Genomic DNA, 21,646 nt, shown 5'->3' on the forward strand with positions numbered 1-21,646 from the left:
CATCCCTGACCCCGCACGCCGAAAGGTCAAAGCCCTTGAACCGGACCGCACATGCCGTTCCCGAACCTCCGGACCGTCCCCGCTTACTATCCGCCCGCCGCGATGAGGATCTGATCAATGAGCCGGTCATCTCCGACGCGACCGGCTGGCTCGTCACCGACGGCCGCACCACCACCGACGCCCGTCGCCAGGTGGCGGGCAACGCCCGGCTGGTCACCTACAACACTCTCACCGGCGGCATCGACTCCGACGGCGGCGAGTGGCGGCGCCGGAGGCAGATCGAGTTCCTGGCCTCGCTGGACGCCGACATCATCGCGCTGCAGGAGCTGCGCCGCTGGGACGAAGGCGGCTGGTGGCGGTTGTGGGGCGCGGCCAATGCCCTGGGCATGGTTCCGCTGCCCCCGGTGCTCTCCGCGCGCGGGCGGGGCAACCACCTCGCCCTGCTCTACCGGCCGGCCACCGTACGGATCGACGACTACGAGCCGGACGCGGCCAGCGGGACGTTCCACCACGGGCTCGGCCGGGCCCGGCTCTCCATCAAGGGCCAGCCGCTGCTGACCGTCCTGTTCACCCACCTGTGCGTCCTCGGCGGGGCCGAACGCTATGCGGAAGCGCAGTGGCTGGCCGGCTACGGCGGCGCCTACGAGGGAGAGCCGCAGCGTGTGGTTCTGGCGGGGGATCTGAACTCGATCGGCGCGAATGACCCTGAGCCGGACTGGAGCCGGATGCCGGCCAACCTGCGAGCGCGCCACTGCCACCTCACCGCCGGGGGCACGTTCGGTGACACCGACCGGCGGGCCCTCCAGCTCCTGTCCCTGGCCGGCTTCCGCGATCCGTTCGAGGTCCTCGGCCAGGCGACACCGCGCACGGTGGGCTATTGGAGCCCACAGGAAGCGGTGGACCACCGCCGCGACTTCATCCTGGCCAACACGCACGTAGCCGACCACATCGCCGCAGCCGCCGTCCACGACAGCAAGGCGACCCGGGCCCTGTCGGACCACCTGCCCGTCGTCCTCGACCTTCAGGCACCGTAGGCCTGATCCCCTTCCTGCCCCTTTCCAGCCTTCTTGCCAGGAGACCTCCATGCCCCGCCGCCTGCGCATCGGCGCAGCACCTCCCCGATGGCACTCGCCCAGGTCCTTCGACGAGGTGTCGGGCGCCACTCGGTGCTTCAGGCGACGGGCCGGGCGCCGTGCCATGACCGCTCCCCTCTTCTTTCCGGGATCAGATCACTTGGAAGTTGCCCATCATGGCCATGTCCTCGTGTTCGAGGTTGTGGCAGTGGAGCATGTAGCGGCCCTTGTATCCGGTGAACCGTACGAGCACTTCGACCACTTCGTAGGGGCGGACGTCCACGGTGTCCTTCCAGCCGGCGTCAGTGGCCGCCGGTGGTCTGCCGCCGCGGGCGGTGACCTGGAACTGGGCCAGGTGCAGGTGGACGGGGTGGTGGAAGTCGCTGCTGAAGCGCCAGCGTTCCACGCTGCCCAGGTGCGGGGAAGCCAGGATCGTATCCGTACTGAACGGCCGTCCGTTGATCGTCCACATCTGCCGTTCGTCCGCGCTGTGCGTGCGGCGGAAGTCGAAACTGCGCACCGGTACCGCTCTGCCCGGGGAGAGTGTCTCGAAGGAGGCTGACAGGCGGGACGGTACGCGGCTGTCGTCCTTCTCCCTGCGCACGACGTGGAAGCGCATGACGTCGCGCATGCCGCCCCTGGCCGCGGAGTTGTGCAAGGTGACCTTGCTGCCGATAGGAAAGGCGGAGAAGTCGACGATGACGTCGAAGCGCTCGCCGGGCGCCATGTCGACGGCGTCCAACGGCTGTGGTGCGGCCAGCAGGCCGCCGTCGCTGCCGATCTGGACGAACTGCCCCCACTTGCCGTCCCCGGCGTCGAGTCGCAACCGGTAGCGGCGGGCGTTGGAGGCGTTGAGCAGCCGGAAGCGGTAGCGGGTCGCGGAGACCTCCAGGACAGGCCAGGGGGCGCCGTTGACGAGCTGGACGTCACCGAGCACGCCGTCCGGGAACGTGTCGTGGCCGTGATGGGCGGGATAGCGGAAGGAGCCGTCCTCGGCGAAGGAGCGGTCGCACAGCATCAGCGGTACGTCGCGGTGCCCGCCCGGCAGCGGCAGCCGGTCTTCCTCCTGGTCGCTGACGAGGAAGAAGCCGGCCAGGCCGCGCCAGACCTGCGGGGCGCTGAAGTCCATGCGGTGGTCGTGGTACCAGAGGGTCGCGGCCTGCTGCGGCAGCGGGTACTCGTAGCTGCGGTACCCCACGGCCGTCCGCCCCGGGTGGGCGCCGGCCATGCCGTCGTGCGTCTGGCCGGGTGCGCAGCGGGCGGGAAGCAGGAGGTCGGTGGGGTAGCCGTCGGACTCGGGCGGGGTGACGCCGCCGTGCAGATGGGTGACGGTCGGCACGGTGAGGCTGTTGCGCACCTGTACCAGGGTCCGGCGCCCGGAGCGGGCGGTGAAGGTCGGACCGGGGAAGATCCCGTCGTACCCCCACACCGTTGTCCTACGGCCCGGCAGGATCTCCACCCGGCCCTCGCGCTGCTCGACCTCGTAGAAGTCGGTACCGTGCTCGCTGCGCACCGGCCGGGCCACCGGCGGCACCGGCAGCGGCACGCCGAACGGCCGGGGGAGCGGGCCCGCGCTGGCCAGCACCCGGCCGGTGGACGCCTTGGCGACGCGGGACCAGCCCGCCGCGCCCACCGTGATCGCCGCGCCGGCTCCGGCCGTCAGGGCGAGGAGTCCGCGTCGGCTCATCAGCCTCGGCATCACTCGGCCGCCCCCTGCCGGGACCGGGCCACCAGCGGTGACGTGCTGGTGTGCTGGGTGAACGCCCAGTACGTCAGGGCTGTGGCACAGCCGAAGACGGCCATGCCCAGCGGCATGTGGCCGGCAAGGACACGCGCTTCGCCCAGCCCCTGCTGCACACTCACCAGAGCGGCCAGCACCGCGCTCGCCACAGCCGGCCACCACGGACCGCGCCCGGTGCGCCAGACCACCAGCGCAGCCGCTGTCTGAGCGATGGTCAACGCACTGAGCACGCCCGCGTTCGCCGCATGCCAGGTCAGCAGGTCGAGATCTCCGGTGACGAACAGGCCGGCCAGGGCCGCCTGCGCCAGTGTGTCCAGCAGCACCAGCACGGCCACCACCCGAAGCGCATGCAAAGGCCACCGGCGCACAGGCGCCCCGTTGTGTCCGCTCACCGGGGGTCGGCCCCGGCCGTCAGCGCCTGCTCGTAGGCGTGGAAGCCGTCCTCGACGCCCAGGAAGACATCGCTGAAGGCCAGGTAGCCCTCGGCGATGACCGGCGTGTCGCGCAGGGCCTCGATGAGGAAGTAGTAGGCGCCCAGGTCCTCCGTCTCCAGCACGGCGAAGTCCGAGATGCGTCCGTTGAACGCCTCCGCGTCGAAGAAGCGGGCCGTCACCCGGTCCGCGTAGGAGGCGAAGACCGGCTCGAGGTGCTGGGCGCGCATCGCGTTGCGCTGCTCGCGCGAGAGCGCCAGCCACCGCGGCGTGACCGTGTACGTCAGGACGATGCCGTAGGTCATGAGATCCCCCGAAGAGATTTGCTAACACCGTTAACTTTCGGGGCAAGCTAAAGTTACAGGCGTTAACTTTGTCAAGGGAAGGTGAGGGCGCAGCCGTGCCGAGCACATCGGGGACCGGGTCCACTGGCCGGCGTCACCGCGTCCGCGAAGAGGCGCTGGCCGAGATCCTGCGCACCGGCCGCCGGCTCCTGATCGAGGAGGGGCCGTCCGCGGTCACACTGCGGGCCATCGCCCGGGAGATGGGCATGACCGCACCCGCCCTCTACCGCTACTACGCCAGCCACCGCGACCTGATCCAGGCCCTGACCTCGCACCTGTACGACGAGCTGGCCGCCGCACTGACCGAGGCGCGCGAACGCCATCCTGCTGATGAGCCGGGGCGACGGCTGCGGGAGGTGTGCCGGGAACTGCGCCGCTGGGCACTGTCCCACCCCCGCGAGTTCGGGCTGCTGTTCGCCAAGCCGGTCACGGACGCCGACACCGCGCCCGGCTCGGCCGCGCACGACCCGAGCTGGCGCTTCGGCGCCGTACTCCTCGACCTGATGGTCGAACTGTGGCGCCGCGGCGGCATGCAGCCGCCAACCGATCTGGACCCTTCGTGGATCGGCCAGCTGGAGGAGGTACGCGAGCACCTGGCGGGCGAGCCCGTACCGCTGGAGGTCATCTACGTCTTCGTCGCCTGCTGGGCCCGCCTGTACGGGGCGGTGGCAGTCGAGGTGTTCGGCCACCTCGACTTCGCCCTCACCGACCCCGAGCCACTCTTCGGGCACACCCTCCACGACATCATGGCCGCCCTGGGAGAACCCGTCGGCCAGTGAGCCATCGGCCACAAGTGATGGCGATCGTGACACCGCACGGGGTGAGCGGAGTCGGCATGAGGTGACCGACCACCGCCTGGCGGCTTCCTCCGACGGGCTCGACTGGTTCCTCACGATGCGCTCCTTGTCGTTCGCGGGTGCTGGTCACCAGCGAGGGCGGACGAGGAGAGGGGAGCCTGGACGAGTCGTGCCCGGGTACGGCGCACCCAGGCACGCGGGGCGGGTGCGGCATAGCCTGACGGGGTGACCAGCAACGATCTCGGAGATTTCCTGCGCGCCCACCGCGCCCGCCTGCGCCCCGACGACGTCGGGCTCGCCTCCTACGGCGCGCGCCGGGTTGCGGGACTGCGGCGCGAGGAGGTCGCCGTCCTTGCCGGGATGAACAGCGACTACTACGCCCGCCTCGAACAGGGCCGCGAGCGCAGCCCCTCCCCGCAGATCCTGGAGTCCATCAGCAGTGCGCTGCGGATGGATGGCGAAGCGCGGGAGCACATGTTCCGGCTGGCCGGCACCGTGCCGGAAGGCGTGCGGTCGCAGCCGCGGGAGACGGTCAGTTTCGCGCTGCGGCAGTTGCTGGACGGATACCCGAACGCCGCGGCGTTCGTCCTGAACCCGGCCAACGACTTCCTGGCCTCGAACGCACTGGCCGACGCGCTGTTCTCACCGTTCGGACACGTGGACAACATGGCCCGCATGACCCTCCTCGACCCGGCCGCCCGGAGCTTCTTCACCCGGTGGGGGCGAGCAGCCGAGGCAGTCGTTGCCGGCTTGCGCCACGCCATGGGCCTGGACCCGAACTATCGGCGCCTGCACGATCTCGTCGGTTCCCTGACCGAGGAGAGCGAGGAGTTCGCCGCCCTGTGGTCCTCGCACACCGTGCACGCAAAGACCCGTGACGGCAAGGAGCTTGTTCACCCCGACGTCGGCCCCCTCGACCTCACCTACCAGACCTTCGATGTCCGCGGAGCGCCGGGCCAGCAGCTGGTGGTCTACCACGCCGAACCGGGCAGCCCCAGCGCCCAGGCGCTCGCCCTGCTCGGCAGCCTCCACGCCACACGCCACCAGGAGTCCGCCTCGGAGACGTAACTCCTCGACACGGCCTTGTGTACGTGGGGCGGCGTGGTCAGCGGCGGGTGAAGCGGCAGCCGGCGTGGTGCAGGCGTCCCCGCGGGCCTCGTCGGCCAGGCACAGGACGGCGATATCGGCGGCCTGGCCCGGGTTGAGGGAAGATCCGGTGTGCGGCGTCAGACGGCGGGCGTATTGAGCACGTACTCGCGGGAGGCGTGGACCTCGTCGCGCAGGGCGGCCAGGTCGACGTCGAGGACCTGGCCGTTCCATTTGCGGGGCTCGCCGTTGATGAGGACGGCGCTGATGTTGCGGGCGTCCGAGCCCAGCACGACGGTGCCGACGGCATCGTTGAGCGGCATGTTGTTCAGGTCCTCGGCCTGGATCACCAGCAGGTCGGCCTTCTTGCCTGGGGTGAGCGAGCCGGTGACGCCGCCCAGCCCGTTGGTACGGGCACCCTGGAGGGTGGCGAAGTCCAGGACGTCGTGGGTGGTGATGCGGGCCGGCTGCTGGTTTGTGCCGTAGGCGGTGTTGACCGCGCGCATCCGCTGGATGGCGTGCAGAGCCCGCATCTGCGTGAACATGTCGCTGACCAGCGCCACCTCGACGTCGATGCTCAGACCGGGCCGCACCCCGACCGACAGGGCCTCGTCGATCGCGGGGATCGCGGTCTCCAGCCCGATCTGGGCGTCCGAGGTCGGAGCCAGGGCGATGGTCGTGTCGCTCTCCCCGATCGCCCTCCACGCCTCGGGGGTCAGGCCGGTGGCGTGGATGAGGGTGAGGTCCGCGTCGAGGATGCCGGCCCTCTCCCAATCCAGGATGGCCCGGGAGGAGGAGACGCCGAAGACGGCATCCACGCTCACACCGATTCCCAGGTCCTTGGCCGTGCGGGCGAGTTCGGGGCCGTAGGCGAGGGCGGCCCCGGCGACCTCGTCGGTGGCCAGAGCGGCCAGCCGCAGGGTCAGCAACCGGTCCTCGCCGGCGAAGTACTTCTCCTTGAGGCGGGCCAGGTCACCGGGCCATTGCTTGTCCCAGTCACCGAAGTGCGGGCCCATGGAGGCGTGCACACCGCGGATGCCGGTGTCGATGAGGGCCTGGACGGCGGCGTCGGAGTGTTCAGGGGTGCGGGAGTTGTGGGAGAAGTCGAGCATGCACGTGATGCCGCTGTCGATCGCCGTCAGCGCGGCCAGCCTGGTACCGACGTACATGTCGTCGGGCCGGTAGACCGTGGCGTAGCCGGCGAGGGTGGACATCACATAGGCACCGAGATCGTCGACGTCCGGCATGATCCGACGCAGCTGCGTCTGCCAGGCATGCCGGTGTGTGTCGACGAAGCCCGGCGTGAGGATCGTGCCGGTCGCGTCGACGACCACCGCGCCCTCCCGGCTCAGAGCAGGACCTATCGCGGTGATCGTGTCGCCCTCGACGAGCAGATCGGCGCCGTCCAGGACACCGGAATCGGGATCCATGGTGACGATGGTCGCGCCGGTGAACAGAACGCGCCGCTTCGGGTCGGCGGATCGGCGCTGAAGCTGTTCGAGCACGGCAGGGCTGGTGGTGCCGGAGGAAGTCAAGGGGAGGATCCTGTCCGTCATGCCAGGGGCGGCTGGCCCCTACGCGGTGGGCTACGACCTCAGCTTCGGACCAGCCGCCGGCGGCAACCAGGCCGCCATCTGCCCAGGTACAGCACACCCCGGCTCACCGAACCGACCGGAGCCCTTGGCCACGAACACCGCCACTGTTCTAAAGATCCTCCGTGAGATGAGCGCCTCGGGGTGTGCGATGGATCAGTACCGGCGCGTCGACCTTTTACGGACGCGAACCCCACGGGTCGCCGGGGACCCAGTTGCCGTGCAGACCGAGCGGTACCCGAACGGGCAGGTGGATACGGGCGACCGGTTCGCCCGTGAAGTCCTGGGCGGACAGGATCACCAGGTCCGCCGCGCCGCGCTCGGGGTCGTGCACGTACGCCATCACGTATCCGTCGTCTTCGGCGGCGGGCGACTCCGCGGGGACGAAGACGCCCTCACCGACGGCCCCGAACCGGCCGAACTCGTGCGCCTCGGTCGTGCCGCGCACCACGTCGTGCTTGAGCAGCGCGTTACTGAACCCGGGGCCCGGTCGCGGGTCCGTGGGGCCGGTGGGCGGGGCGTAGAGCTCGACGGCGGCCGAGTACCCGTAGCGGTAAGGGCGTGCGACGCAGTGGGAGTTGACCCGGGGGAACTCCTGGGTGCGGTCGTCGAGCCGGTCCTCCCGTACCTTTCCGGCGGCGAGGTCAATCCGCCAGCGGTCCAGGGTGGGGCGGCTGTTGCCGAAGTCCCTGATGTTGAAGCCCTCGGGGTGCCGGACGATGTCGACGACGATGTCCGTGCCGTCCTCGTAGGCGTTGAGGGTGTGACCCACCAGGCTCGGCGCGACCTCGAACCAACGCACCTCGCCTCCCGTGCGGGGCATGACACCCACGCGCGCCTGGTGCGAGTCGTCCCAGACGAAGGGGACCCCGGTCGGAAGGTGTGCGGCGCTGAACAGCACCGGGGCGTCGAAGAGGATCACATGGTGCTCGGTCAGCGCGAAGTCGTGCATGTAGGGGTTGCCGGGCGCGTGGATCAGCGTGGTCCGCACCACCGTGCCGGTCTCGTCCATGACGATGTGCTGGACGTGCTCCGAGCCGTAGAGGAAGGCGAGCGAGTGCAGCTCGCGGGTGTGCGGGTCGAAGATGGAGTGGGCGTTGGCGCTGTAGCCCTCGGGAGTCACTCCGAGGTCGCAAGGGCCGACCGTGTCAAGGTCGTAGGTGAGCTCGTAGGGGCGTATCCCGCCTTCTATGAGGGCGAAGGTGCGGCCCGCGAGACCGGCGACCTGGACGTTCGGTGCCATGTCCAGGCGCTCGTCGAAGGGGATCCCGCGTCGTGGTTCCCCGAGCCGGTCGGCGACCGAGCCGGAGCGCACCCAGCGGTTGCGGTACCACTCGGCGCGGCCGTCGCGGATGCGGACCCCGTGCACCATGCCGGAGCCGAGCGTCCAGATGTGGGCGGCGGGGTCCTCGATGCCGAGCGGGTTGGGGCCGATGCGCAGGTAGCGGCCGTTGAGGTGGGCCGGGATCCGGCCGGTGAAGGGCAGGTCTAACGCGGTGACCTCTTCGGTGACCGGTGCGAAGCTCCCCGACAGGTAGCGGTTGATCGTCATGTCAGTCCTTGTCACTGCTTTGTCCCTGCTCGGCGAGGAACGACTGTCCCAGCGCCGTCATCAATGTGTCGTAGCGGTGCGCCGCGGTCTCCGGCGGGAAATGGCCGGCGATCTCCAGGCTCACCGCCCCGTGGGCAGCCGCCCAGAGGAGCTTGGAGATCTCGTATGCGTCTCCGGGCCGGAACACCCTGGAGTCGATGCACGCCTGGACGGCGGTCACGGAGGCGTCGAAGGCGGTCTCGGCCGCGCTCAGGGCATCGGGGCTCGGCCGGTAGCCGGGTATGGCCTGCTCGAACATCACCCGGTAGTAGGCCGGTTCGGCCAGGGCGTGCGCCCGGTAGGCGGTCGCGAGATCGTTGAGGTGGGCCAAGGGGTTGCCGGCACCTTGTACTTGCTGCTGCGCGCGGCGCAGCCGGGCGAACCCCTCCCGGTAGAGGGCGTCGGCCAGACCTTCCTTGCCGCCGAACATGGTGTACAGGACCTTGGTCGAGGCGCCGATCCCGGTGGCGATCCGACGCATCGTCAGGGCGGCCGGCCCCTCCGTGACCAGGAGGTCGATGGCGTGGTCAAGGATCGTGGTGCGCACGGCGGCTTGGCCGACGGACTGGGCGTCCTGGTAGGGCGTGTTCACGGCAACACAGTATCTGATGGGTAACGCTGTTACCAGCCCCGTCGGTTCGGCTTCAGCACTGACCCATGTGAGCTCGCGCATTCAACTGGGGTGAGTTGAGCGCACCGCGGCGTTCAGCGGGGGATCACCCAGCTCGGCGCCCAGGTCCCGGCGGCGTCGCGCCCGGCCGCTGTGGCGGCGAGGTGGGCGCGGAGGGTGGCCAGCGCCGGGTGGTGGTTGTCGCGGTGCCAGAGGAGTGAGTGCGGGTAGACGGGCGTGGGGTCGGTCACCGGGATGCGGCGCAGGCCGTGGCCGGCGGGCCAGACGAGGCGGGTGTGCTCGCCCATGAAGGTGGCCAGGGCCGGGGTGTCGGCGACGGTGTCGAGAAGGGCGTCGGAGCCGAAGTTGGGGCCGGTCGCCTCGATGGTGAGGCCGTACTCGGCGACGAGGTCGTCGTAGTAGGCGGCCCACTCGGTTCCAGGGACGATGCCGGGCATCCAGATCCGGTGCCCGGCGAGCTGGGCGAGGGGCACCGAGCGGGCGCCGGCCAGCGCGTGGGCGGGGCCGGTGAGGAGCTGGAGCGGCTCGTCGACCACCCGGACGGACTCGATGCCCTCGGGAAGGGGACGGCCGGGCGCGGCGACGGCGCGGAAGGAGGCGTCGATCGTGCCGGAGCGGATGGCGGCGACGGCCGTGTCGATGTCGAAAAGCGTCACCACGTCGAGTTCGATCTCGGGGTGCGCGCGGTGGAAGTCGCGCATCAGGCCCGACGCCGCGCCGCGCAAGTTGATCACGTCGACGCGCAGCGGACGGCGGACGGCGCGCACGGACGCGACCGCGCGCTCGGCGACGCGCAGCAGCTCCCGGGCGTGGGGCAGGAACGCCTGTCCGTCGATGGTGAGCTCGGCGCCGCGCGGCGTGCGGGTGAACAGCCGCACGCCGAGGTTGCGCTCGAGCGCGGCGATGCGCTTGGAGACAGCCTGCTGGGTGACCGCCAGCTCGGCGGCTGCCTCCTGGAACTGCCCCGCGTCGGCGGCGGCGACGAAGGTCCGGACGGTTTCGAGGTCCATGCCGGCACCCTATGGGTACAACCATTGGTTGTGGCTGATGGGCCCTGTAGTTGTTTGATCACCGGGTATGGCGCTCGCTTTGATGGTTCCGATCGCGGATCGGTTGTGTGGGTGAGTGGCGAGGGGGCGTCGGGCATGAGAAGCGGGCACCGGCTGGGGCGGCGGTTCGGGTGGCTCTGGGGAGCGTACGGGACCAGCACGCTCGGCACGTGGCTCGCCTTCGGCGCGTTCCCGCTGATCGCCATCCAGGTGCTGCACGCCGGACCGGCCGAGGTCGCCGCGCTCTCCTCCGTGGGGGCCGCGGTGGGCGCGGCCGTGGCGGTGCCGCTCGGCCCGTGGGTGGAGTTCCGCCGCAAGCGGCCGGTGCTGATCGCGATGGACCTGGTGCGGTTCGCGGCGCTGCTGACGATCCCCGCCGCGTTCGCGCTCGGCGTGCTCACCTTCCTTCAGCTCCTGCTGGTCTCGGTCGTCGTCGCGGCGGCCGACATCACCTTCCGCGCCGCCTCCGGCGCGTACCTCAAGACGCTGCTGCCGGCCGAGGACCTGCTCGTCGCCAACGCCCGATTCGAGTCCACGGCCTGGACGACCACGATCATCGGACCGCCGCTGGGCGGCGCGGCGATCGGGCTCCTCGGTCCGGTGGCGACGGTGGTGGCCGACGCGGCCAGCTACCTGCTCTCGGCCCTGGGCATCCGCGCGACGGGCGGGCACGAGCCGCGGCCCGAGCGCCGGGAGGCCGCGCGCATGAGGGCCGGGGACCTGCTCGACGGCTGGCGGTACATCCTCGCCGACGCGACGCTGCGTCCGCTGTTCTTCAACACCGCCCTGTTCAACGGCCTGGTGATGGCCGCCCAGCCGCTGCTGGCCGTCCTGATGCTCGGCCGGCTCGGGTTCGCACCGTGGCAGTACGGCCTCGCCTTCGCCGCGCCCGCGATCGGCGGGCTGCTCGGTTCGCGGCTGGCCCGACCGCTCGTCACCCGGTTCGGACAATGCCAGGTCCTGATCGTGACCGGGACGCTGCGCGCCTTCTGGCCCGTCGGCCTGGCCTTCATCGGACCGGGCGCCGGAGGGCTGGTGCTGGTGATGGGCGTCGAGCTCGGGCTCATCTTCTGCTGCGGGGTCTTCAACCCCGTCCACGCCACCTACCGCCTCGAACGCACCGCGACCGACCGGGTCGCCCGCACGCTGTCCGCCTGGGCGGTGACGACCAAGGCCACGACCGCGCTCCTGACAGCCGTCTGGGGCGTGCTGGGCAGCTTGCTCGGCCCGCGTACGGCCATCGGCCTGGCCGGCGTGCTCCTGCTGGTGACCCCGCTGCTGCTTCCCCGCCGTGCGGGAGCGCCTCTCTCCGAGCCGGAGGAGGAGCCCGAGCCGGAGTCGGCACCGAGCCGCGCGTGACGGACCTCCACCGCCGGCACCGCGATCGGGCTGCACCGCCCCTTCTGCGGAGCGGTGCACCCTTCTGCGTACAGCTCGCGGATGAGAACCAGGTCGAGCTGTACTTCACCCCGACCTATGCATCCTGGGCCAAACCGACACGGGGGCACCGCCGGTTGCTCACCAGTGCGGGATGACGAAGTTGAATCCGGCGGCGTTGTGCTCGTTGCCCGCGGGGCAGCGGCCCTTGGACGGGTAGCCCCAGAAGAAGAGGCCGTAGCAGTTGGTGCAGAAACGCCAGTACGCCTGGGCGTTCGGGGTCTCGACGACCTCGTGCGGCAGCACGAAGTTGAAGCCCGCGGCGTGGTGCGACCCGCCGACCGGGCACCAGCCGCCGCTGGGGTAGCCGAAGAAGAACATGCCGTAGCAGCGGTCGCAGAAGCGCCAGTTGGCCTGGGCGTTGGGCGTCTCGCCCACGTTGTACGGGATGTCGAAGTCGTAGCCGGCCATGTAGTGCGCCCCGCCGGCCGGGCAGACGCCGTTCTGCGGGTATCCGTAATAGAACATGCCGAAGCACTTGTTGCAGAAACGCCAGTTGCGCTGGCCCTGCTGCCGCGTCGGTCCCTGGCCGGAGACGGGCGCGGCGTACGCCGACGTCACGCCGCCGGTGACCGCACCGGCCGCGGCGACCACCACAAGGCCGGCGGTGGTGCCGAGTGCTCTGGAGAGGAAGAGACGGCGCCCCGGGCGCTCACCGTCGGACTGCCGCGAGGATTCGTCGGAACGTTCGGGAAGGCCCATACCCACCACTTTCCGCGCCGGTGACTGCCGAGTCGCGCATGAAGCGGCCATGACACTAGGGGTGGGCGGGCGGCCTGGGTAGGCGGCTTTCAGCCACCGCGGGTGTCGACGGGTGCCGGCCTATGCCAGGTGCCAGGCTGCGGCAGGGCCCTTCACCCCCGAGCTGACCGCAGACCGCCTGCGCCCGCCCACCGCATGAGGCCCACCGCCGCAACCGCTCCAGCCCCTGCGTCAGCAACCAGGCGACTTCCGACGACTTCACCTGACGCCGTAATTGGTTTGACCTGGTCACGGGGTCAACGCTGCACTGTGGCGGGGCCCCACGAGTCGTGGTGCCGGTATCCCGGGGAGGCAGCGCAGCAATGGAGATCCGTCCTACGACCGACAAGGATCTCGACGTCTTCGTCGACACACTTCATGCCGCGTTCGGGCTCTTCCCGGAAACCCCGGCCGAGGGCGGCGGCGGGCTCTGGTGGTCGGCGCTCGAAACGGACCGCAACCTGCTCGCCATGACCGCGGACGGGCGGCCCGTCGGCACCGCCGGCGCGTACTCCTTCGAGCTCACCCTGCCCGGCGAGATCATCGTCCCGGCCTCCGGGGTGACCGCCGTCGGCGTCCTGCCCTCGCACCGACGCCAGGGCGTGCTCAGCGCGATGATGCGGCATCAGCTCGCCGAGCTGCGAGCCCGAGGAGAGTTCCTCTCCGTGCTGCTGGCCTCCGAGGCCTTGATCTACGGCAGGTTCGGCTATGGACCGGCTACCTACACGCAGCGGCTGACGGTGCCGCGCCACCAGGCCGCCTTCGCCCTTCCCCGGGCTCGCGGAACGGCCGACGCCCCGGCGACCGGATCGGACACGGGCTCCATCGAGCTGCTGCGGCGTGCCGAGTGCGGCGCGATCCTGGAAGAGGTCTACGACCGGTACCGCCGCGCACAGCCCGGCGCGCTGTCCCGCCCGCACCGCTGGTGGGCCTTGGGCGCGGGGCGGCCCCCGGTCTCCCCGGCGCCGCGTTACGTCGCCGTCCACCGGGACGCCGACGGCGTCCCGGACGGGTACGCCAGCTACTCGCTCGAGTCCGGCACCCTGACGGTCGACGAGACCATCGCCACCGACGACGCCGTCTCCGCAGCCCTGGACCGGTTCGTCCTCGGACACGACCTGGTCACTCAGGTCGTCTTCAAGCACCTCCCGCCCGGGCACCCGCTGCGCTGGCAGCTTGCGGACTTCCGTGCCGGCCAGGTGAGCGACGACGACTGGCTCTGGGTGCGGCTGCTGGACGTCCCCCGTGCGCTGACCGCGCGCGGCTGGTTCACCGACGGCGAGCTCGTCCTCGACGTCGACGACCCGTTCCTCGGCGAGCACGGCCGCTACCTGCTGACCGTCCGGGACGGCAAGGCCGACTGCGTCCCCACCGACCGGGAGCCTGACCTGTCCCTGGACGTGCGCGACCTGGGCTCGGTCTACCTTGGCGGCACCGCCCCGAGCACCCTCGTACGTGCCGGCCACATCCGGGCCCACCACCCGGGCGCGGCCGCCCTCGCCGACGCCCTGTTCCGCGCCGACCGCCCCCCGCACTGTCTGCACTGGTTCTGACCGTTTCGCCGCCCACCCCGCATGCCTCGACCGCGAGAGTTGCTGAACGGCCTTGAGCTGGGGGAGCGCCCCGCGCTCGAGGCACGGCCCGGCTGGACGACCATCAAGAACGCGACCGCCACCTGCCGGCCGCATGGTGGCCGCCGCCCTCAACGATGGCGCCGCCGAAGGCGGGAGATGGCACCACAACCCCGGAGCCGCCGCCGGTGCCTCCCGGCCCACTGACGGAGGCGGGGCAGGCACCGCGGTAAGAGGTGATGGCGGGACGAACTCTCAGCGGAGCGCCGGAAACTGGATCGCTAGTTCGGCGAAGCCGTTGCGCCGTGCTGTTGGAACGCGTAGTCCTCGGGGCAAGGGCCCGGGTAGACCGAGAAGCGTAGATATGTTGTGACGTCGCCGCGGCGGCGCCCCGTTCGGTAGCTGACGAGCTCCTGGAGCCCAGTGAACGAGTCCAGTGATTTGGGTGCCAGGGAGTCGACAAGAGTTCGGTAGGGGCCGACGGGTACGCCCTCGTCGAGCAGGACCGCCTCAACCCGGCGGACCACCTCCAGTTCGTCTTCACAGAGGTCCGGCATCCGCAGGTATGTGGTCGCCTCGTCCGCCCGGTCCGCGCCACCCCGGAACGCGAGACACGTCCACGCCGCGTCACCCGCGTCTTTCCTGTGCGGACCGGCGAGTGCGCGGAACACCTTCGCTGCTTGCAGCGGATCGTGGGCCCGTGCCGTCGAGGCGAAAGCATTGACCGTGTCCAGATCCACGACGCGATTGCGCCAATACACCTTGGCTCGTGCCTTGGGCTCGTGGGACAGGTCCAGGGCGAAGAACTCGAGCTCCCTGTCGCTTGGGACCAGTCCTTGCGATTGTGCCGCATTCTCCCACGCGGAATCCATGAGCAGCCGCTCCATGGCTTGCCCGATCACGGCCTCGCGCCTTCGGTGGTCCCACCGGTAGAGGCCGAAGTACGCCTTGAGGGTGAGCCCCTCACCAGGGCGCCAGGCCATCGCGTGCCAAAGGGGTGCGGGCTCGTGGTCGGCGTCACCGAGGAAAATGTCCTCGACACTCAGGTATCGGTCGAGGCTGACGCCGGGCTGGCCTGCAAGTTTCCGCGACACTTCCATGGCTGATTCGCTGGGCCGGGGTGAGCAGAACCCGGCGTCGAAGAGGATCCGGAGCTCCGGCTGGGCTCCTGACCAGTTGATCGAAAATTCGGCCGGGAAACCGTCTGCAGCAACGTACGAGGGCATTCGGCATTCGCGTCCGATGGGCGTGTCGAACCAGTCGGCCAGGACATCGCGGAGGATTTCTTCCGTCTGTCTCAAGCCTTCATGGGGAAGGCGAAGTGCGCTTGCTGCGCTTTCCCATTGACGGCATATGAACTCACCGAAGGACTGATCACCCGCATCGAATACTGCATACCGTGTTGCCATGGATCGTTCAACTTTCCGTGTGTGTCGTGGCACTCCGGGGAAGCCCGCCCCGGGTGATTCGCCGGTATTTCGCGCGCTGTTGTTCTCGATAACGCTCGAGCTCACAACTCGGCGGTCCCGGCGGTGATCACGTCGAGTACTTCGTCCACGTGTTCCCTGTGCGTGCGATGCGCGAGCACACAGATGCGGATCAGCTGCCGGCCCGCGATGGTGGTGCTGTGCACCATCGCACGGCCGTCGGAGTTGATCCTGTCGAGGAGCTGTCGCGTGGCGGCGTCGGCATCACGCCGTGCCGTCGCCCCGGGATGCCTCGGCCGGACTGCGAAAGCGACGGCGGTCAACTCGGGGTGCCAGGGGACATCGAGACGCGGAACGGCGCTCAGTTTGCTGTGGATGTGGCCCGCGAGGTCGAGCTTTTCGTCGAGCGCGTCGCGAAAGGCGGACAGCCCGTGGAGGTGCAGCGGGAGCCACACCCTCACCCCTCGGTTCTCTCTGCTCAGCTCGATTCCCCGTTGCGCATAGTCCGGAAGGGCGTCGGACGTGCCGACGTCCTGCAGGGCGGGGGCGGAACCTTCGTGCGCGGCATGCAGACGTGCCGGTTCCCGGACCACGAGGGCGCCGGTGCCGAACGGCAGGAACAAGGCCTTGTGGGGATCCAGGGTCACGGAGTCCGCCCGCTCGATGCCTGCCGTGCGCTCGCGGCCGCGTGCGGTGAGCCGGAAGAAGCCTCCGTAGGCCGCGTCCACGTGAAACCAGAGGTCCTCGCGATCAGCCAGGGCGCCTGCGTCCGTCAGCGGATCGATGGCTCCGGTGTCCGTGGTCCCCGCTGTTGCGACCAGCAGGAAGGGCCGCAATCCCGCGCTGCGATCGGCACGTATCCGTTCCGCGGCCAAGCCGAGATCCATCTTCAGGTTTTCGGCGACCGGTATCATGCGAACGTTCTGCTGCCGGATCCCGGCGATACGAGCAGCCTTCGCAACGGAGTAGTGCGCCTGTTCGCTGACGTAGATGGTGCCCCGCCCGATGTCCTCTCCCAGCCGGTCATGACGAGCCGTCACCACGGCGGAGAGGTTGGCCATGGATCCGCCGGTGGTGAGGATTCCCGAGCTGCCGGGCGGAAGCCCGCACACGTCCTGCGCCATCCAGCGCAGGACACCTTCCTCCAGGGCGGTCAGGGCGGGTGCCGCAGCGGCAAGGGTGCCGTAGCGGTTGAGGGCCCTGGTGAAGAACTCGGCGAGTGCCGATGAGTAGAGTCCGCCTCCGGGTAACGCGGCCATCAACCGCGGCCCGGCGGATTCGATGGCGCTCTCGGCAGCCGTCCCGAGCTGGTCCATGAGTGACGCGAAGGGGGTGCCGTTCTCCGGCGGCCCCGACAGGAAGGACTCCGCCAGCTTCTCCTCGACCTCGGGAACCGTCCTGTCGTGCGTCGGTCGGGAGTCCAGTGTCGTGAGGAAGGTGGCGACCTGTTGCGTCACCAGGTTCGCCATGTCCACCATCGTGGCTTGGTCGGGTTCCAGCGGCGAGGCGCGATGGATCTTCATGACTAATAGGATCGCCCACATCTCACGCGGTGTGACGGTGACTCCGCCCACCTTCATGGGGCAGCGCTTCCAGCCTGGGCACATGGAGGGCGGGTACCGCGGTGGCTGACCTGCTCATTCACTTCATGACCGACCCTGCGAGGCCCCGGCCGGTGGGGGAGGGCCGGCCGGGGTCGCACTGTCTGGCCGGAGGGCGGGGCGCGCCGTGACCGTCCGGCAGGTCAGTCCGTCGTCGCCGGGGCCGTGCGTGCGAAGTGGCGGGCGGTGGGCACCAGGGCCGCCGCGGCCGGTACGAGGAAGCAGGCGGCGGCGCATACGGCGAGTACGGGTGTGAACCCGAAGGCGTCGATGGCCGGGGCGATCAGGGCGAGGCCGACCGGCGCGAGGCCGTAGGAGACGAGGAAGTCCAGCGAGGAGACGCGCGCCAGCTTGTCCGGGGCGACCTCGCGCTGGGTGGCCGTGAACCAGGGCACGTTGAACAACTCGATGCCGATCCCGGCGACGGCGTACGCGGCGACGACCACGAGCGGGTGCACGGGAAGCATCAGGCTCAGCGGGGCGACGCCGTACGCGGCCAGCCCGGCGAAGGCGGCCCAGCCTTGCGAACGCGGCCGGCAGCGGGCGATGACCAGCGCCCCGCCGAGAGCTCCCACCGTGTACGCGGTCATGGCGGCGGCCAGGACCCACTCGGTGTCGTAACGATCCCGGCTGATCAGGGGCAGTGCGACGCTGGTCGCGGAGTAGCCGAGGGCGATGACGGCGACGAGGGCGGCGAGTCCGGCGAGGAACCAGGGATGGCGGCGTGCCTCGCGTATCCCTTCGAGGAACTCGGCGCGGAAGCCGGCGCGCGGGGCGGGCTCGGCGCCGGCCTGGTTTGCCACGGTGGTGCCCGTAGTGCCCTTGCCCGGGACGAGCGCGGCGACCAGCCAGAGCAGGCCGATGCCGAGCAGGAGCGTCCCGATGTCGAGGAAGGCCGCGAGCAGCGCGGTCAGGGCGGGGCCGGTGAGCGTGGAGCTGCGTACGGCCATGGTCATGGCGGCGTTGGCCTGCTGACGGTGCTCGGGGGCGACGGTCTCGGCGGTGAGCGCCTGGAAGGCCGGTCGGCAGGCGCCCTGTCCGGCGCCCGCGAGGGCGGCGGCGGCCGTCATCAGCACGAGGGAGCGGCCGAGACCGGCGGCGAGGAGGGGCGCGGCGACCGCCGCCGCGAGGGCCGACCAGAGGACGACCGTGCGGCGGGAGTGCCGGTCGGCCAGTACGCCGCCGATGGCGACGGCCACGAGGAAGCCGGCGGTGCGCGCGGCGAGGACCAGGCCGAGGCCGGCGGCGCCGAGGTCGTGGTGCAGTACCGCGAGCCCGAGGACGAAGGGCAGGGCCCAGGTCGCGAGGCCGGAGGCGGTGGTGCCGGTCCACAGGCGCAGGAACGCGGTGCTGCGAAGGACTGAACGCGGGGGAGGGGCAGCGGACTTGGTCGCTGTCGGCGTGTGGGTGGTCGTCACGGTGTGGGTGCTCCTTGAGGGTATGGGGTGAGGTTCGGTGGCCGCACCCGATTTCCTTAATGAAAATGAATACCATTACAGTACCCTCGAGTGCGGCACTCCTGCCCCGGTGCACCACAGCACTCACGCTTTCCCCATCCCTCGCCCCCTCTCGGACCGGAGAAGCCATGCGTCACCCCGCCCGCCTCGGCATCGCCCTGACCATCGCTCTCGCAACCGTGGGCTGTTCCGCGGCAGTCGGCGACAGAACCGAGGAGGACGACAGCCCCGCCGCCCGGGCCTCCGCCAAGGCGGCCTCCGTTACCAGCTGCGGCCGCCGGCTGTCCTTCGCCGAGCCTCCCCACCGGGCCGTCGCCCTGGACCAGACCTCGACCGAGACCCTCCTCGCCCTCGGACTCGAGGACCGGATGGCGGGAACGGCCAACCTCAAGACGAAGATCCCCGCGCAGTACGCGGCCGCGTACGCCAAGGTCCCGGTCATCGCCCCGAAGATCGCCACCGGCGAGCAACTCCGCTCCGCCACACCCGACTTCGTCGTCGCCGGTTCTTCGGACCTCTACACGAAGGACCGCGCCGGCACCCGCGAGGAGCTGGCCGCCCTCAAGGTCCCCACGTTCGTCAGTGCGGTGGACTGCCCGCAGCAGAACCAGGCCGTCACGTCCCCCTTCGAGCAGCTCTTCTCCGACTACGAGAACCTCGGCAAAGTCTTCGGTGCCGAGCAGCGGGCCGGCAAGCTCGTCGCCGACCAGCGCGCCGCGGTCGCCAAAGCAGGGGAGAACGCCTCCAAGGTTCCCCAGGGCGACGACCGGCCGACCGTCGTCTACCTCTATTCCGTCTTCAACGGCATGCCGTACGTGGCGGGCAAGTCCGGCCTGCCCAGCGAGATGAGCCGGATCGTCGGCGCGAAGAACGCCTTCGACGACATCGACGAGGACTGGCCGGAGGTCTCCTGGGAGGAAGTCGCCAAGCGCGACCCCGACTTCATCGTGATCGGCGACCTGTCCGAGCGCGGCCGGCCCGGCGACAGCGCCGCCGAGAAGCGCGCCACGATGACCGAGCACCCGGTGATATCCAAGCTCCCGGCGGTCCACGACAACAAGATCCTCGAGGTGCCGGGCATCGAACTGGACCCGTCCGTGCGCTCCGTGCACGCTCTGGAACTGCTGGCCAAGGGGATGAAGGACCTCGGGTATGTCCGCTGACCCCCTCGCCCCGAAACCAACTGCGGATCTCCTGCTGTCACCCGGATCACCCGGATCACCCGCACCGGCCGGTCGGCCCGGCCGGTCCACGGCCGCCCACACACTCCTCTTCCTCCTCGCCGCACTCGCCCTGGCGGGCTCCATGGCGGCAGCCGTACGCATCGGCACCGCCGACGTGGGCTGGACCGGCCTCGCCCGCGTCCTCGGCACGCGACTCGGCCTGGGCGTCGAGCCGTTGCCCCCACTGCTGGACTCCCTCATCTGGGACCTTCGGCTGCCGCGTGTGCTGATGGCCGCCCTGGTCGGCGCCTCCCTCGCCGTATGCGGCACGGTCCTCCAGGCGGTCACCCGCAACGCGCTCGCCGACCCCTACCTGCTCGGCGTCTCCTCGGGCGCCTCGACGGGAGCCGTCGCCGTGGTCGTCCTCGGAGTGGGCGCGAGCGCCCTCGGGGTCACCGGCGGCGCGCTGGCCGGCGCGCTGTCCTCCTTCGGGCTGCTCCTGCTGCTGTTGCGACGCACCGGCCTGGACTCGGCCCGTATCGTGCTCACCGGTGTGGTCGTCGGCCAGCTCTTCACCGCCTCGACCTCGCTCGTTTTGATGGCCTCGGCGGACGCGGACACCACGCGGGCCGTCACCCACTGGCTGCTGGGCTCGATGGCGCCGGCCCGCTGGGACACCGTCGTGGTGTGCGCGGTCGTCACCCCGCTGGGGCTGGTGACCGCGTGGCTCTGCTCGAACGCCCTCGACGGGCTCGCGTTCGGCACCGACACCGCCGCGTCCCTCGGGATCGGCGTACGGAACACACGGATGCTGCTGCTCGTGGTCACGGCCGCGCTGACCGCGGTGGCGGTGGCCACCGTCGGCGCCATCGGCTTCGTCGGGCTGATCGTCCCCCACGGGGTGCGGTTCCTCGTCGGGCCGCTGCACCGGGTGCTGCTGCCGTACGCGGCGCTGGCGGGGGCGGTGTTCCTGGTGTGGACGGACGCACTGGCGCGGGTCGCCTTCGCGCCCCGCGAGGTGCCCGTGGGCGTGATCACCGCACTGCTCGGCGTGCCGCTCTTCCTTCTCATCCTGCGCAAGAGGGGTGAGCTGTGAGGATCACCGCCGAGGGCTTGAGCTGGTCGGTGGCGGGCACACAGGTCGTACGCGACGTCAGCGCGGACATCGCCCCCGGCGAGACGGTCGGACTGCTCGGCCCCAACGGCTCGGGCAAGTCCTCGCTCCTGCGCTGCCTGGCCGGCCTGCGGGCCCCCGACGCGGGCACGGTCCGCTATGACGGCGAGCCCGTACAGGACTGGAGTGCGCGCCGGATCGCCCGCCATGTCGCCTTCGTCGAACAGGACTCGGCCGCGGACAGCGACCTGCGGGTCGCCGACGTCGTGGGCCTGGGCCGTACCCCCTTCCGGGACCGCTGGCGCGGGCCGGACGCCACCGACCGGGCCGTGGTCGCCGCCGCGCTGGAACGCGTCGGACTCACCGCGCTCGCCGGCCGCTCCTGGAAGGCACTGTCGGGCGGCGAGCGGCAGCGCGCCCACATCGCCCGCGCGCTGGCCCAGCAGCCGTACGCGCTCCTGCTCGACGAGCCCACCAACCACCTCGACGTCAAACACCAACTGGAACTCATGCGGCTGCTGACCGGTACGGACCAGACCGTCCTGGTCGCGCTGCACGACCTGTCGCTCGCCGCCCGTTACTGCGACCGCCTGCTGCTCCTGCACCACGGCCGCCTGATCGCCTGCGGCACCCCCGCCGCCGTCCTGACCACCGAGCGGCTCGCCGAGGTCTTCGAGGTCGACGCCGACCTCACCACCGACACCCTCGGACACCCCGTGGTCACCTACCGCGGCCGCTCGGCGGCGCCCCTGCCCCGGCACCCCGACCCTCCCTTTGAATCTCTCTGAATCCCTGTGAAA

At 70.6% G+C, this 21,646-nt stretch carries 19 protein-coding genes; 8 read left to right on the forward strand and 11 right to left on the reverse strand.

The window, feature by feature from the left end; genetic code table 11:
• Nucleotides 1-35 precede the first annotated feature (35 nt).
• On the forward strand, nucleotides 36-1,034 hold the full coding sequence (locus J1792_RS18105; protein ID WP_207247698.1) for an endonuclease/exonuclease/phosphatase family protein: 999 nt from the start codon (nucleotides 36-38) through the stop codon (nucleotides 1,032-1,034).
• A 190-nt stretch (nucleotides 1,035-1,224) separates the two neighbouring features.
• Here the strand turns inward: J1792_RS18105 and J1792_RS18110 are convergent, their stop codons facing one another.
• Genes J1792_RS18110 through J1792_RS18120 form a run of 3 tightly spaced genes read right to left on the reverse strand, consistent with a single transcriptional unit; the run spans nucleotide 1,225 to nucleotide 3,550 of the window.
• Complete coding sequence (locus J1792_RS18110; RefSeq protein ID WP_242645962.1) at nucleotides 1,225-2,760, reverse strand: multicopper oxidase family protein; 1,536 nt, start codon at nucleotides 2,758-2,760, stop codon at nucleotides 1,225-1,227.
• Nucleotides 2,761-2,771: 11 nt separating this feature from the next.
• Complete coding sequence (locus J1792_RS18115; protein WP_207247700.1) at nucleotides 2,772-3,143, reverse strand: hypothetical protein; 372 nt, start codon at nucleotides 3,141-3,143, stop codon at nucleotides 2,772-2,774.
• Between the two features lie 59 nt (nucleotides 3,144-3,202).
• On the reverse strand, nucleotides 3,203-3,550 hold the full coding sequence (locus tag J1792_RS18120) for a darcynin family protein (protein WP_086567175.1): 348 nt from the start codon (nucleotides 3,548-3,550) through the stop codon (nucleotides 3,203-3,205).
• 95 nt (nucleotides 3,551-3,645) lie between these two features.
• Here J1792_RS18120 and J1792_RS18125 point away from each other — a divergent pair, with 95 nt between their 5' ends.
• Nucleotides 3,646-4,368: a TetR/AcrR family transcriptional regulator gene (locus J1792_RS18125; RefSeq protein WP_179198779.1), complete on the forward strand. Its 723-nt coding sequence runs from the start codon at nucleotides 3,646-3,648 to the stop codon at nucleotides 4,366-4,368.
• A gap of 243 nt (nucleotides 4,369-4,611) precedes the next feature.
• Nucleotides 4,612-5,454 (forward strand): helix-turn-helix transcriptional regulator, encoded by an 843-nt coding sequence (locus tag J1792_RS18130; RefSeq protein WP_207247702.1) that lies wholly within the window; start codon nucleotides 4,612-4,614, stop codon nucleotides 5,452-5,454.
• A gap of 158 nt (nucleotides 5,455-5,612) precedes the next feature.
• On the opposite strand, the gene J1792_RS18135 is transcribed toward J1792_RS18130, so the two are convergent.
• The 4 genes from J1792_RS18135 to J1792_RS18150 form a co-directional block, all read right to left on the reverse strand.
• On the reverse strand, nucleotides 5,613-7,007 hold the full coding sequence (locus J1792_RS18135; RefSeq protein ID WP_242645963.1) for an amidohydrolase family protein: 1,395 nt from the start codon (nucleotides 7,005-7,007) through the stop codon (nucleotides 5,613-5,615).
• A 235-nt stretch (nucleotides 7,008-7,242) separates the two neighbouring features.
• Nucleotides 7,243-8,616, reverse strand: a complete 1,374-nt coding sequence (locus J1792_RS18140; RefSeq protein ID WP_086567169.1) for a carotenoid oxygenase family protein — start codon at nucleotides 8,614-8,616, stop codon at nucleotides 7,243-7,245.
• 1 nt (nucleotide 8,617) lies between these two features.
• On the reverse strand, nucleotides 8,618-9,247 hold the full coding sequence (locus J1792_RS18145; protein WP_086567167.1) for a TetR/AcrR family transcriptional regulator: 630 nt from the start codon (nucleotides 9,245-9,247) through the stop codon (nucleotides 8,618-8,620).
• Between the two features lie 113 nt (nucleotides 9,248-9,360).
• Complete coding sequence (locus tag J1792_RS18150; protein ID WP_086567165.1) at nucleotides 9,361-10,296, reverse strand: LysR family transcriptional regulator; 936 nt, start codon at nucleotides 10,294-10,296, stop codon at nucleotides 9,361-9,363.
• 135 nt (nucleotides 10,297-10,431) lie between these two features.
• Between J1792_RS18150 and J1792_RS18155 the strand changes: the two genes are divergently transcribed.
• Entirely contained in the window at nucleotides 10,432-11,694 is a 1,263-nt protein-coding gene (locus J1792_RS18155) for an MFS transporter (protein ID WP_086567163.1), read from the forward strand.
• A gap of 159 nt (nucleotides 11,695-11,853) precedes the next feature.
• Here J1792_RS18155 and J1792_RS18160 read toward each other — a convergent pair whose 3' ends face one another.
• Nucleotides 11,854-12,474, reverse strand: a complete 621-nt coding sequence (locus J1792_RS18160) for a hypothetical protein (protein WP_207247705.1) — start codon at nucleotides 12,472-12,474, stop codon at nucleotides 11,854-11,856.
• 362 nt (nucleotides 12,475-12,836) lie between these two features.
• Between J1792_RS18160 and J1792_RS18165 the strand changes: the two genes are divergently transcribed.
• The gene (locus tag J1792_RS18165; protein ID WP_207247706.1) at nucleotides 12,837-14,066 is read left to right on the forward strand and encodes a GNAT family N-acetyltransferase; all 1,230 of its coding nucleotides are present in this window, start codon (nucleotides 12,837-12,839) and stop codon (nucleotides 14,064-14,066) included.
• A 299-nt stretch (nucleotides 14,067-14,365) separates the two neighbouring features.
• Here the strand turns inward: J1792_RS18165 and J1792_RS18170 are convergent, their stop codons facing one another.
• The 3 genes from J1792_RS18170 to J1792_RS18180 all read right to left on the reverse strand — a co-directional run bounded on the left by J1792_RS18170 (nucleotide 14,366) and on the right by J1792_RS18180 (nucleotide 18,530).
• The gene (locus J1792_RS18170) at nucleotides 14,366-15,385 is read right to left on the reverse strand and encodes a tryptophan dimethylallyltransferase family protein (RefSeq protein ID WP_207247707.1); all 1,020 of its coding nucleotides are present in this window, start codon (nucleotides 15,383-15,385) and stop codon (nucleotides 14,366-14,368) included.
• Between the two features lie 209 nt (nucleotides 15,386-15,594).
• Nucleotides 15,595-17,034: a pyridoxal phosphate-dependent decarboxylase family protein gene (locus J1792_RS18175; RefSeq protein WP_086567203.1), complete on the reverse strand. Its 1,440-nt coding sequence runs from the start codon at nucleotides 17,032-17,034 to the stop codon at nucleotides 15,595-15,597.
• Nucleotides 17,035-17,255: 221 nt separating this feature from the next.
• Entirely contained in the window at nucleotides 17,256-18,530 is a 1,275-nt protein-coding gene (locus tag J1792_RS18180) for an MFS transporter (RefSeq protein ID WP_207247708.1), read from the reverse strand.
• A gap of 167 nt (nucleotides 18,531-18,697) precedes the next feature.
• Here J1792_RS18180 and J1792_RS18185 point away from each other — a divergent pair, with 167 nt between their 5' ends.
• From J1792_RS18185 to J1792_RS18195, 3 genes are read left to right on the forward strand one after another with little or no spacing between them, the layout of a single operon-like run.
• Nucleotides 18,698-19,732, forward strand: a complete 1,035-nt coding sequence (locus tag J1792_RS18185) for an ABC transporter substrate-binding protein (protein ID WP_086567157.1) — start codon at nucleotides 18,698-18,700, stop codon at nucleotides 19,730-19,732.
• Nucleotides 19,722-20,828, forward strand: coding sequence for a FecCD family ABC transporter permease (locus J1792_RS18190; protein ID WP_242645964.1), 1,107 nt, complete (start codon nucleotides 19,722-19,724; stop codon nucleotides 20,826-20,828). The genes J1792_RS18185 and J1792_RS18190 overlap by 11 nt, the downstream gene beginning before the upstream one ends.
• Complete coding sequence (locus J1792_RS18195; RefSeq protein WP_207247709.1) at nucleotides 20,825-21,634, forward strand: ABC transporter ATP-binding protein; 810 nt, start codon at nucleotides 20,825-20,827, stop codon at nucleotides 21,632-21,634. Before J1792_RS18190 ends, J1792_RS18195 begins: the two co-directional genes overlap by 4 nt.
• The last annotated feature ends 12 nt before the right edge of the window (nucleotides 21,635-21,646 follow it).

Source organism: Streptomyces triculaminicus (assembly GCF_017349075.1).
Taxonomy (GTDB): domain Bacteria; phylum Actinomycetota; class Actinomycetes; order Streptomycetales; family Streptomycetaceae; genus Streptomyces; species Streptomyces triculaminicus.